At 49.6% G+C, this 12717-nt stretch carries 11 protein-coding genes and 1 pseudogene; 7 read left to right on the top strand and 5 right to left on the bottom strand.

The window, feature by feature from the left end:
* Window positions 1–41: 41 nt before the first annotated feature.
* Window positions 42–590 (bottom strand): YiiX/YebB-like N1pC/P60 family cysteine hydrolase, encoded by a 549-nt coding sequence (locus tag B160_RS0125755; RefSeq protein ID WP_169540137.1) that lies wholly within the window; start codon window positions 588–590, stop codon window positions 42–44.
* A gap of 100 nt (window positions 591–690) precedes the next feature.
* The gene (locus tag B160_RS0125760) at window positions 691–1683 is read right to left on the bottom strand and encodes a PhoH family protein (RefSeq protein ID WP_018630853.1); all 993 of its coding nucleotides are present in this window, start codon (window positions 1681–1683) and stop codon (window positions 691–693) included.
* Between the two features lie 211 nt (window positions 1684–1894).
* Between B160_RS0125760 and rpe the strand changes: the two genes are divergently transcribed.
* Window positions 1895–2542 carry a ribulose-phosphate 3-epimerase gene (gene rpe / locus B160_RS0125765; RefSeq protein ID WP_018630854.1) on the top strand — a complete coding sequence of 216 codons (648 nt, stop codon included), beginning with the start codon at window positions 1895–1897 and terminating at the stop codon, window positions 2540–2542.
* 46 nt (window positions 2543–2588) lie between these two features.
* A complete protein-coding gene (locus B160_RS0125770; RefSeq protein ID WP_018630855.1) occupies window positions 2589–3296 on the top strand; it encodes a porin family protein in 708 nt (235 codons plus the stop codon).
* Window positions 3297–3495: 199 nt separating this feature from the next.
* Here the strand turns inward: B160_RS0125770 and lon are convergent, their stop codons facing one another.
* From lon to B160_RS0125785, 3 genes are all read right to left on the bottom strand, one after another.
* Window positions 3496–5895, bottom strand: a complete 2400-nt coding sequence (lon, locus tag B160_RS0125775) for an endopeptidase La (protein ID WP_026310033.1) — start codon at window positions 5893–5895, stop codon at window positions 3496–3498.
* A 284-nt stretch (window positions 5896–6179) separates the two neighbouring features.
* Complete coding sequence (locus tag B160_RS0125780; RefSeq protein WP_018630857.1) at window positions 6180–6767, bottom strand: porin family protein; 588 nt, start codon at window positions 6765–6767, stop codon at window positions 6180–6182.
* A gap of 72 nt (window positions 6768–6839) precedes the next feature.
* Window positions 6840–8099: a metallophosphoesterase gene (locus B160_RS0125785; RefSeq protein WP_018630858.1), complete on the bottom strand. Its 1260-nt coding sequence runs from the start codon at window positions 8097–8099 to the stop codon at window positions 6840–6842.
* Between the two features lie 652 nt (window positions 8100–8751).
* On the opposite strand from B160_RS0125785, the gene B160_RS0125790 reads away from it, so the two are divergent.
* From B160_RS0125790 to B160_RS31445, 5 genes and pseudogenes are all read left to right on the top strand, one after another.
* Window positions 8752–9552 carry a ParA family protein gene (locus tag B160_RS0125790; protein ID WP_018630859.1) on the top strand — a complete coding sequence of 267 codons (801 nt, stop codon included), beginning with the start codon at window positions 8752–8754 and terminating at the stop codon, window positions 9550–9552.
* Between the two features lie 101 nt (window positions 9553–9653).
* Window positions 9654–10577 (top strand): ParB/RepB/Spo0J family partition protein, encoded by a 924-nt coding sequence (locus B160_RS0125795; protein WP_018630860.1) that lies wholly within the window; start codon window positions 9654–9656, stop codon window positions 10575–10577.
* Between the two features lie 19 nt (window positions 10578–10596).
* The gene (locus B160_RS0125800) at window positions 10597–11322 is read left to right on the top strand and encodes a DUF5683 domain-containing protein (protein ID WP_018630861.1); all 726 of its coding nucleotides are present in this window, start codon (window positions 10597–10599) and stop codon (window positions 11320–11322) included.
* A gap of 34 nt (window positions 11323–11356) precedes the next feature.
* On the top strand, window positions 11357–12073 hold the full coding sequence (locus B160_RS0125805) for a 4-hydroxy-tetrahydrodipicolinate reductase (RefSeq protein WP_018630862.1): 717 nt from the start codon (window positions 11357–11359) through the stop codon (window positions 12071–12073).
* Between the two features lie 379 nt (window positions 12074–12452).
* Window positions 12453–12717 (top strand): annotated as a pseudogene (locus B160_RS31445) (type VI secretion system Vgr family protein); the annotation flags it as partial.

A 12717-nucleotide genomic window follows, 5' to 3' on the forward strand; every position in this document is an offset into this window, starting at 1 on the left:
TTTGGAAAGCAGAGGCAGCAGGGGTGCGTCCGGGATGCTCCTCAGCGGTACACGATCTTTTTTACAGGAGTGGCGTATGGGTTCAGGAACAGGTCATCAATGGAAATGTAGACGGGTTCCGGCTGCTGCCGGATGATTGGCGAAAGGCGGCCGTGCATGCTCCGGTTCATGCTTTTAAACACAAATTCGGAGCAATACATCCGGCTATCGGTATCAAAATTGAAGAAGAGATCAAAAGGAAGCCTGCTCTTATAATGTTCCTGCACAATAACGGTTAACCGTTCCTGTTCCCTGCCGGTAAGCGGATAGCGGTAAACCGCTATTTTGTCGTTTTCGCCGGGAACGGCAAAGCTGTCGAGGGGCTCCTTCTTTAATGATTGCGGAGGATTATAGCTGCCGCCGATGGCATGGTACACCCATACGGTATCTCCTTCAATGGCAATGATGCCGCAATGGGAAAAGGAGGTGTCCCTGCGGTTAAACCTGCGGGTGGCGAGGCTCACCGCATCTGTGCCGTTCCTGAAAACCAGATCGCCGGATTTTAAAAGCGGCTTAAGGCTGTCCAGCTGCCGGAATACCCTTGCGGCCAAAAGGGTCCGGGCGGGATCCGGCCGGCAGCTGATCAGGCACAGGAAAAGAAAAAGGGGGCCCCAAGGCCACCCTTTAAAGGTAAAATGGAATATTCTACCTTTACGATCTTGTATGCTCTTTTGGAAAGCGCTGCTCCAGTTCTTCATGTTCCTTATGATACGCTTTGATGATGGCTTTTACCAGGCGGTGGCGTACCACGTCTTCCTCGTCCAGCTCAATATGGCTGATGCCGGGAATGTTCCGTAAGATCCGTACTGCGGTTTGCAGGCCGCTTTTCTGGTTACGGGGCAGGTCTACCTGCGTCATGTCTCCGGTAATGATGGCCTTGGCATTTGCCCCGATACGGGTTAAGAACATCTTTAACTGCAGGTCCGTGGCGTTCTGCGCTTCATCCAGGATGATGAAGGCATTGTCCAGCGTACGTCCGCGCATATAGGCCAGCGGGGCGATCTCGATCGTGCGCGTGGTCATATAGTAGCCCAGTTTATCCGCGGGGATCATGTCGTCCAGCGCGTCATAAAGGGGCCGCAGGTAGGGATCGATCTTTTCTTTCAGGTCGCCGGGTAAAAAACCAAGACTTTCCCCTGCCTCCACTGCGGGCCTTGTTAAAATGATCTTTTTTACCTGCTTGTTCTTCAGGGCCCTTACTGCCAGGGCTACTGCGGTGTAGGTTTTACCGGTACCTGCCGGTCCTATGGCAAAAAGGATGTCGTTCTTTTCTGCTTCCTGCACCAGTTTTTTCTGATTGGCGGTACGCGCGCGCACCGACTTGCCGTTGGGCCCGAATACCAGCACTTCGTTGGGATTGCGTTCCTGAAAATGATCGATCGTTTCCATGTCGTCGCCGCCCAGGATCTGGTCAAAATAGTTTTCGCTCAGGTGCCCGTTGCGCTCAATGTATGACACGATCAGGTTGATCTTTTCTTTTGCCTCTGCGATCTGTTCAGGAGCGCCGCTCAGTTTTAGCTGGGTGCCGCGGGAGAGTATTTTAAGGAGCGGGAATTTTTTTTTCAGGATATCCAGTTTGCCATTGTTAACCCCAAAAAAATCAATGGGGTTCACGGTTTCCAGGTTAATGATTGCTTCTGTCAATGTTTTCCTTGTTTTAGTTAAAAATCGTTCTTCTCAAATTTATATAACACAAAGTAAAATAATGAATTTATTTTATGCACAGGGTGTGTATTTTGTTAAAAAGTGGGGGAGCCTTCAGTAATCGGCCTTCAGCGGTCAGCCATTAACGGCCAGCTTATTGCTGATAGCTGAGATACCGATAAATAGTGTTATTTTGCCTCAAAAATCCTGTATGGCAATTATAGCTCCTTCATTACTGGCCGCAGATTTTCTTCATTTGCAACACGAGGTGGAGATGGTGAACCAAAGCGAGGCGGAGTGGTTGCACCTGGATGTGATGGATGGATCGTTTGTGCCCAACATCAGTTTTGGGCCAATGGTTATTGAGTTTGTAAAGAAAGTGACGACAAAGGTCTGTGATGTGCACCTGATGATCGAAGAGCCTTCCCGGTACTTCGGGCAATTTCAGAAAGCCGGTGCGGATCATATTAATATCCATATTGAAACCTGTCCGCGGCTGCACCAGGATATTCAACAGATAAAGGCAATGGGTTTAAAAGCAGGGGTGGCCCTTAACCCGCACAATCCCGCCCACCTGCTGAGCGATATTATTGCGGACGTGGATATTGTTTTGGTGATGAGTGTGAACCCGGGTTTTGGCGGCCAGCAGTTTATTCCCAATACCCTGAACAAAATAAAAGAAATTAAAAAACTCATTCAGGAAAAAGGGTCCCATGCGCTCATCAATATCGATGGCGGAGTCACCCTCGGCAATGCTGCAGAGATCATTGCTGCCGGCGCGGATGCTCTGGTGGCCGGAAGCACGGTCTTCAATGCGGCGGATCCGTTGAAGGCCATACACGAGCTGAAGAATGTATAATAAATTATATCTTTATCTTTTTATTCAATTTTAAAACAGAACTCTTATGGTTAGAAAAACCCTCTTTCTGCTGCTATTGTCTGCTATAGCCGGCACTGCGATGGCGCAGGTGCAATTTGGAGTGCGCGCGGGCGCTAATTTTTCTAATGTTACAGCCAAAGATGCAGATGACAATAAAATGTCTACAAGCCTGCTGCCGGGCTTTCATGTGGGCGTGACCGCCGATATGGCCATCGCCGATGAATTTTACCTGCAACCCGCCCTGTTGTTCAACACCAAGGGATATCAGTACAAACAGTCGGAATCGTCGGTAACGGTGGCGTTAAACCAGCATCCTTACTACCTGGAATTACCTGTTAACTTTATTTATAAACCGGCATTGGGCAACGGTCATCTTCTGTTGGGAGCGGGGCCTTATATCGCCTATGGCGTAGGCGGCCGGTGGAAGCTGAAAGCCGAAAGCGGGAGCAGTTCGTTTGAACGGGACGGATCGCTTGAATTTAAGCGTGATTATTCGCTGGACAGCGCCGTGTTTGGAGGAAATATCGAAGACCTGCCTGAAAAGCTTCCTTATGGAAAACCATTCGACCTGGGTGCCAACCTGCTCGCCGGTTTCGAATTTGCTCAAAAAATTTCAATACAGCTCAATGGCCAGCTGGGGCTGTTGAATATCGCTCCCACCGTTGACGGCCAGGAAACAGGAGAGGTGATCAAGAATATGCAGTTTGGCCTTTCTGTAGGGTATAAATTTTAGCCTTTCTGTTTGCCGGTTCGGATACCGCGTAACGGATCAAAGAAGGAACTGCAGGGGGAGTGTTTTTCACCCGCCCCTGTAGTTTTTTGTTATTGCCCGCCATTCCGGGCCATGGTGCGCACGTCAACTCCCTGCTCATGTATTCCGTGAGCGGAAGGCAGCTTAACGCGCTTTTAATGTACAGTACCGGTTCAGGTTGTTAAACGCCGATGGCGATCTTCAGTACATCTTCCATCCTGCTTACATAATGGAATTTCAATCCTTTTATAAAGCCGGGCTCCACCTCCTCAACGTCTTTCTGGTTTTGCTGGCAAAGAATGATTTCTTTAAGACCGGCACGCTTGGCAGCCAGTATCTTTTCTTTGATGCCGCCAACCGGCAATACCTGCCCGCGCAGGGTGATTTCACCGGTCATGGCCAGGTAGGGTTTTACCTTTTTGCCGGTCAGCGCGGATGCAATGGAAGACATCATTGTAACGCCCGCGCTGGGGCCGTCTTTGGGTGTGGCGCCTTCCGGTACGTGTATATGTATGTTCTTTTTCTGAAAAAGAGTGCTGTCAATATGGTATTGTCCCGCGTTTGATTTCAGGTAGGTGAGCGCCGTGGTGGCGCTTTCCTTCATTACATTGCCGAGGTTGCCGGTAAGATGCAGCTCGCCCTTGCCATCGCTGAGACTGGATTCGATGAACAGGATGTCGCCTCCAACATAGGTCCAGGCAAGGCCTACGGCTACGCCGGGAAGGTTTACGGTCTTATACAGATCATTGGTGTACCGGGGTTTTCCCAGTATTTCCTGTACCGTATCGGTTGTCAACGGCGATTTCAGTACTTCGTTCATGGCCACTTTTTTGGCCTGGTTGCGCATGATGCTGGCCAGCACCCGGTCCAGCTCCCGTACGCCGCTTTCGCGGGTATAATCGGCGATCAGCTGCGCCAGGACCTTATCCGGGAAGCGGATATTGTTTTTGGTCAGTCCGTGTAATTCTTTTTGTTTGGGAATGAGGTGCCGTTTGGCAATCTCGATCTTTTCCTCGATCGCATAGCCGCTCAGATCGATGATCTCCAGCCGGTCGCGCAGGGCCGGCTGAATGGTCTGGATATTATTGGCGGTTGCAATGAACAGTACCTTGCTCAGGTCGTACTCCAGCTCCAGGTAATTATCGTAAAAGTTGTTGTTCTGCTCCGGGTCCAGCACTTCCAGCAAGGCGCTGCTGGGGTCGCCGCGGAAATCGTTCCCTACTTTATCAATTTCATCCAGCACGATCACAGGATTGCTGCTTTTTACCTTGCGGAGCGATTGAAGGATGCGCCCCGGCATGGCCCCGATATAGGTTTTCCGGTGTCCCCGGATCTCGCTTTCATCATGCAGTCCGCCCAGGCTTAAACGCACATATTTGCGGCCCAGCGCGCTGGCAATGCTTTTGCCCAGGGAAGTTTTGCCGATCCCCGGAGGGCCCAGAAAGCAAAGGATGGGGCTTTTCATATCGCCTTTTAATTTCAGAACCGCAAGGTATTCCAGGATCCGTTCCTTGATCTTGGCCATGCCATAATGATCATGGTCCAGTGTTTTTTTTGCATTGCCAAGGTCGTAGCGGTCTTCGGTATATTCTTCCCAGGGAAGGTCCAGCATCAGGTCAACATGATTGTACACAACCGAGTAGTCCGGGGTGCTGGGGTGCATTCGTTCCAGCTTTTCGATCCCTTTTTTGAAGGCTTCTTTTGCCGTTTCGGGCCACTTTTTAGCCTCGGCCTTCTTCAGCATTTCTTTGATCTCCTGGCTGTTGGTATCGCCTCCCAGTTCTTCTTTAATGCTTTTCAGCTGCTGCTGTAAAAAGTATTCCCGCTGCTGTTTGTCGAGTTCTGTACGGGTCTTGTTGGTTACCTTATTCTTTAATTCTACAAACTGAAGCTCTTTCTGCAATAGCTGCATCAGGCTGCCGGCGCGTTCCCGGATATCGTTCATTTCCAGCAATTGCTGTTTTTCCTCAACCGAGGTATTCAGATTGCTGCTTACAAAGTGGATCAGGAAAGAAGGCTTTTCAATATTTTTCAGAATGATCGAAGCTTCGGAAGGAATATTGGGCGATTGCTGGATGATATTGGTGGCCAGGTCCTTGATGTTGGCGATATGCGCCTCAAAATCTGCGTCCACGGGTGTTTCGGTGTCCGGTATCCTTTTGATAACCGCCTTAAAATAAGGATCGTTGCTGCTTATCTGGTCGATAGAAAACTTATTCCGCCCCTGGATGATCACGGTAGTGCCTCCGTCCGGCATTTTGATCAGCTTGATGATCTTGGCAATGGTGCCCACCTGTTCCAGGTCTTCCGCTTCGGGGTTTTCCTGGTTGCTGTCTTTTTGGGCAACCACGCCGATAAATTTATTGCCTTTATATGCATCGTTTACTGCCAGGATGCTTTTATCCCTCCCAACGGTAATGGGCAGCACCACTCCGGGAAATAAAACCGTATTTCTCAGCGGCAGGATGGCAATTTCATCGGGTATCTCATCCAGGTTTTCATCACCTTCGTTCTCATTGAGTGGAATAATTGGCAGAAAATCCATCTCATCCTCGGGTCTAAATTTAATATCGAACTTCATAATCTTTTTTAACAGGACAAACTGGCATAGCCGCTCCGGATACGCCTGTTTTTTAAATAGGACTTTTAGGAGGTCAATTGTAATGCCACAAACAAAAATGCGGAAAGATTGACGGTTTTTAATGTTTAAAAATGCTTCTGTCAGCGACCGGACAATATGCGGCGAGCCGGACCCCGGGCGGTTCAAAAAAAAATGGCCGCGAAAACCCTTCTTCCGCTGTTATGCGTAAACCGTATTGAAAATTAGTTATTTATTATATATAGGGCACCGGCAATGACCCGGTGTTATAACGCAAATCCTACTGCTACCTGCAATGCCTGGTTTTTCCATTTGTCCTGGGTGGTGATGTCGCTGACATTGCTCAGCCCGATCACATATCTTCCGGAAACCCGTAAGGCATTGAATTTCAGCTGCACGCCCCCAACCATGGAAAAGTCTCCTTTTTTAAAGGCTTCTTCCCCGTTTTGCAACAACGTTTTATTGGAGCTGGTCAAAACGCCGAACTGCGGTCCGGCTTCAATATGCAGAGGACCGGCCAGCTGCACGTTCAGCAAAATGGGAATGGAAATATAGTTCAGCTTGGCCTTTGTCTGATCCTTATTGAAGTCAGGCAGTACATTTTTAAAGCTGGTATCGCGGGTGGAGCTGGCCTGGGAATAGATCAGCTCCGGATTGATGCTCACCTTCTGACCCACGCCAATTTCGGCAAAAAAGCCCACGAGGTAATTGTAGTTGAACTCTTCCTTGAAACTCTTGCCAGTGATCTTGGTGGCATTGATACCGGCTTTGGCGCCTATATGGAACTGGGCGTTCAGCGTACCGGTTACAAAAAGGAAGAAAACGAAAACGGCAGTAGTTTTTATTGCACGCATAAAGGAGTCAAATATTTAAGCAATAAAATTAGACAAAAAATACCAACGGTTGATCAACCCGGAGCAGGAATATTATTGGAATTCAAAAACAGTGATCTCCGGAAGAATGCCTACCCGGCCCGGGTAGCCGATGAAACCAAATCCGCGGTTCACATAAAGCTTCTGGTTCCCCTTTTCATAAAGACCCGCCCATTGCCTGTAAACGTACTGCACCGGGCTCCACCGGAACCAGGGCAGCTCCACTCCAAACTGCATGCCGTGGGTATGGCCGCTGAGCATAAGGTCCACATCCGGGTATTTGGTGTTGACCTCCGCATCCCAGTGCGAGGGGTCGTGGCTCAGCAGGATCTTAAACGGATATTGCGCGGCTCCCGCGGCAGCTTTTGCCATATCTCCGTAACTGTGGAACCGCGCTTTGCCGCTGATATTCTGTACGCCGATCAGTCCGATCCGGCCCCCGTTCCTTTCCAGTGGAAGGTGCTCGTCCAGCAGCAGCCGCCAGCCCATTTGTGTGTGGATCGATTTCAGCCGTTCCAGGTTCGCCGCTCTTTCTGCTGCATCTTTCCAGTGGTGATAGTCGCCATAGTCGTGGTTTCCCAGGGTCGAAAATACACCCATAGGCGCTTTGAGGCGGGAAAAAATATCGATATAATGTTCCATTTCCGAGGCGATATTGTTCACCAGATCGCCGGTAAATACGATCAGGTCCGGCTGCTCCTTCAGGATCATGTCGATCCCCCGGTTTACCGCTGCCTTGTTGTTAAAACTGCCGCTGTGGATATCGGAGATCTGTACCATCCGGAACCCCCTGAATCCTTGTGGCAGGTTCGGGTAGGTCAGGGCGATCTTTTTGATCTTATAATTGTACTTATTGCTCATCCCGAGCAGGAAGCTTGAAAAAATGGTGCCGCCCGCAGCAACCCCCAGCCAGGTAAGGAAGCCGGAACGGGAGATGGTTTCGGGATCGGCCCCGGAAACCTCACCTACTTCATTGTTGGCGGAGAAGAGCTTGCCGCCTACCCATTGCGCCAGCCGGCGGATATCGTCCATAAGAAAGAAAACCGCTGCCAGTATTTTGCCGAGGAACAGCGCAAAAATGATGGTAAAGATAACGCTCCTGCGCAGCCGCCCACCCTCATGATCGGGCAGATAGGGAATGAGCAACAGGGTACCCAGGGAAAGCAGGGTGACGCCCCAGTAGCTGACCGCAAACAGGGTCCGGTTCTTTTGCGAAGAATAGGCAAACAGGGAGGAACGGATGGCAATAAATATGTAGAGATCAATGAGCAGCATTACCAGCAACATCACCCACCAAAAAGAGGTATTCCGCATAACAGGGAGATTTAATCAGCCAAAACTATGTAAAATTCGGCGGTCAGTGCTCAGTTTTCAGTAATCAGCGGTCCGCTATCAGCGATCAGTCAGTCTTGAGATTTGGGCCCCGGAATTCCGGGGGAGGCCTGAGATTTCCCGCCTGGTATGAAAACGGGTTCAACATGATCCCGGCGGCCCCGATACAGCTATCGGAGGTAAAGCTTCAAAGCTGGAACAAACCGCCCGGCGCTTCAGTGGCTGCTGGCATCCTGCATCGGGAATCCAGCAGCCAAAACTTCAGGGGAGCCGGCCCCTGGTCACCAATGATTAAATGTTGGCGACTAAAAAACACGCACTGCTAACAGCTGATTGCTGATGACTGTAAGAACCCCGGTTCTGCCCGCAGGAGCCGGTTGCTAAAGGCTGAAAACGACGGGATATCCGGGAGCGCCGGATGGTGCTTCCGCTGAAAGCTAACGGCTGATCGCTGAAAGTTGCCTGATGCCTACGTCTGAACGCTCGATTCTCAATTCCACCCCTGACAACCGGTTGCTGAAGGCCAGCCCGCTTTTCGCTTTTTTATCAGTTTTAAGAATAGCAAATACTTTACATTTGCTTAATTGAACTTTTTTAGTGTTTTTTTGCACCTGTTGAGACAGAATTAAGAAATATGGCAAAAATTATCGGAGTAGCAAATCAGAAAGGGGGAGTAGGCAAAACCACAACGGCCATTAACCTGGCGGCAAGTTTTGCTGTTCTGGAATACAAGACCCTGCTGGTAGATGCAGATCCGCAGGCCAACAGCACTACGGGCGTTGGATTTGACCTGCACAACGTTACGCACAGCCTATACGACTGCATGGCCAATCAGGCACCGGCAAAGGAGGTGATCCTGAAAAGTGATATTCCCAATCTTGACCTGATTCCTTCTCATATCGACCTGGTGGGTGCGGAGATCGAAATGATCAATTATCCCAACCGGGAAATGGTCCTGAAAAATATTCTGGAGGTGGTACAAAATGAATATGATTTTATTGTGATCGATTGCTCCCCGTCGCTGGGGCTGATCACGGTAAATGCCCTCACCGCCGCCGATTCGGTTGTGGTGCCTGTTCAATGCGAGTTCTTTGCGCTGGAAGGGCTTGGGAAATTGCTGAATACGATCAAGATCGTTCAGAGCCGTCTGAATACCGAACTGCTCATTGAGGGCATCCTGATGACCATGTACGACTCCCGGCTGCGGCTTTGCAACCAGGTGGTAAGCGAGGTAAGACGCCATTTTGACGACAAGGTATTTGATACCATTATCCATCGCAACTCCAAGCTGAGCGAAGCACCCAGTTTTGGGAAGCCCGCTATCTTATACGACGCCACCAGTAAAGGTGCGCTCAATTATCTGAACCTTGCAAAGGAGATCCTGCAGAAGAATGATATGACAAAAATTGCCAATGATGAGAAGATACTGGAATGATGCCTGTTCAATGTTCCATGTTTGAGGTTCAACGCCTGGCCCTGAACATTCAATCCCGTCCGACCTGGCCATCCGGGCGGCCTTAAACTTTAAACAGAAAAATGTCAACAACAAAGCAAAATAAAGACGCACTTGGTAAAGGAATACGGTCTCTGCTGGGCAGCATTGACGCGGAACTGAAAAGCGGCGGTGGTGAACAGCTGAAGAAAACAGTGGTAGAGAACGCCACCAATATCTTAAGGATCCCGTTGGCGGATATCGAAGTGAATCCCAAGCAGCCCCGCCATGACTTTGACGAACAGGCATTAAAAGAACTGTCGGAATCCATAAAGATCCATGACATCATCCAGCCGCTTACGGTTTCCAAAACGGCCGGCGGTAAATACCGGTTGATTGCGGGAGAGCGCCGTTTGCGGGCCTCCAGGATGGCCGGGTTAACCGATGTACCGGCCTATATACGACAGGCCAATGATGCGCAGTTGCTGGAGCTGGCCCTGTTGGAGAACCTGCAGCGGGAAGACCTGAATGCGGTAGAAGTAGCGCTGAGTTATAAACGGATGATGGACGAACTGGATTATTCGCAGGAGCAGGTGGCAGAACGGATGGGTAAGGACCGCAGCACCATTGCCAATTTTATACGGCTGCTGAAACTGCCGCCGGATATACAGCTTGCCGTGCGCAGCGGCGAGCTTTCCATGGGGCATGCACGGGCCATTATCAATGTGGATACGGTAGAAAAGCAACTCTTTATCTTTAAGGAAATAAAAGAAAAGGGCCTTTCTGTACGGCAAACGGAAGTGCTGGTACGCAACCTGTACAAACAGGCCGGCACCGCAAAAAAGCCGGTGAGCAGGGGCGGTCTGTCCAACTCCTTTCAGCGGATCGAGGATAAGCTGGCATCACAATTTGACACCCGCGTAAAATTAAAGCACAGCAATAACGGCAGCGGACAGATCACTTTTGATTATTATTCGGTTGAAGAACTGAACAAGCTGCTGCACAACTTTAACGTATCCGTAGATTAATTAGTGCTTTATTTGCATCATGCAATTCCTGAACAAAATAATACTGCTGCTTTTCATTGTTGCAGGTACTTCGTTATCCCTTCATGCCCAAAATACCGACACTACGGGAACGGGGGTACGGGACACCCTGCCCGCAAGGATGGATACGTTGGCAAAAAAGGATACAGCAGCGGCGAAAACGGAGCTGAAAAAAACAGGAAAGACAAAGGATAAATATATTGACAGCGTGGCCCGGAAAGACCCGCGTTACCGCAATCCCGGAAAGGCCGCCTTCCGGTCTGCAGTGCTTCCCGGATGGGGGCAGGTGTACAACCGGAAAATATGGAAAGTGCCCATCGTATATGCAGCGCTGGGCATTACGGGCGGGCTTTTTGTAGATAATCTGAAATGGTATAAACGGTTCCGCTATGCTTTTACGGTGGCGTACAACATACAGCAGGGAAAAGACACGATTGGAAGCCCCGGTTATGAAAAAGTGTACAGTCAGCTGAAAAGACCTTTTTTTGAAGGAGCAAACGGGCTGAATATTGAAGGGCTAAGAAGCAACCGGGACCAGATCCGGCAGGATGTGGATTATTCTTTTGTGTTCTTCCTGATCGCCTGGGGGCTGAATGTGGTGGATGCCACGGTAGACGCACATTTGAGTACCTTTGATGTATCGCCCAACCTGAGCCTGAAGCTGCAGCCCGGCTACAGCGAAATGGCCAACACCAGCGGCCTGAGCCTGGTGATGCGGATCAAATAAGTTTAAATTTCAAAATCCAAATCTCAAATCTCAAATGAATATTGCACTTATCGGTTACGGAAAAATGGGAAAAGCTATTGAAGCCATTGCGGTGGAAAGAGGACATAACGTGGTGCTGAAAATAGACGTAAGCAATGCCGGGGAGCTGAATGCTGAAAACATCGACAAAGCAGATGTGGCTATCGAATTTACCGGCCCGCACACCGCATTTGACAATCTCGTAAAGCTGATCGGTCTGGGTATTCCGGTGGTCAGCGGATCCACAGGCTGGTTGGAAAAGATGCCGGAGCTGCTGAATGTGATCAACCGGCATGACGGCACTTTCCTGTATGCCAGTAACTTCAGCATTGGGGTGAATTTATTTTTTGAGCTGAACAAAAAGCTGGCCGCGTTGATGCACCGGCACGGCAGCTATTCCGTAAGTCTTGAAGAGATCCATCATACGGAAAAGAAAGACGCGCCCAGCGGTACTTCCATTACACTTGCAGAGCAGGTAATGGAAGTATATACCGAAAAAACGAAGTGGGTGAATGAAGGGGTGCCGCGGCCGGGCGAGCTGCTCATTACCAGCAAACGCATCGATCCTGCCCCGGGCATCCATACGATCACCTATTCCTCGGAGATCGACGATATTTCCATTACACATACGGCCCATAGCCGGAAAGGATTTGCTTTGGGAGCCGTACTGGCCGCCGAATTTATAAAAGATAAGAAAGGGATCTTTGCCATGAAGGATGTTCTGGATCTTTAACCGGGGGATCTTATTTTCAGCAGGAAGCTTTTCCTGTGTTGCGGGGATCGCTTTATAGAAGTAGCTGCAGCGCAGATTGTTTTTAATGATCAAAATATGCTGCAGACCGGAGGCCCGTCTGCGGATCAGCGGTGTTCAAAGCATATTCTATTGCGGCCCCGTTCACTATTTGTACCTTCGCCCCGGCCGGCCCTTTCTGTAATTTTTGTTTCTGAATTTCCGGGAAATCGTTACTTTTAACCCATAATAGGACCTCGAAAAGAAGTTATCTTATTCAGCTAAATCAGTGAAGACCTGAAATTGTTATGTCATCGCTTAGCTGAAGTGATGCGTTTGTGAGGTTTATATATATTATTTCGTCACAGACAAAACCTTATGTATGGCGCAATTGACCGAACCTATGTTTAGCATTAACGGTAGCCCGTTATTGCAGTTTACCTCCTTTTCCCTAAGCCAGAGCATTTTCACCCATCATGCGTTCACGCTTGTTTGTCCTGCCCAGTCGATCGACGGTAAGTCGGGCATGTTCACGGCCTCCAAAGAGATGATCGGGGGCAGCTTTGGGGCGCGGATCAGTGGCGTGGGCCTTGGGGGCACGGTATTGTTCAACGGGATCATCACGGGTATTGAAACGGCCCGTTTTA

This window comes from Niabella aurantiaca DSM 17617, from assembly GCF_000374125.1.
GTDB classification, from domain to species: domain Bacteria; phylum Bacteroidota; class Bacteroidia; order Chitinophagales; family Chitinophagaceae; genus Niabella; species Niabella aurantiaca.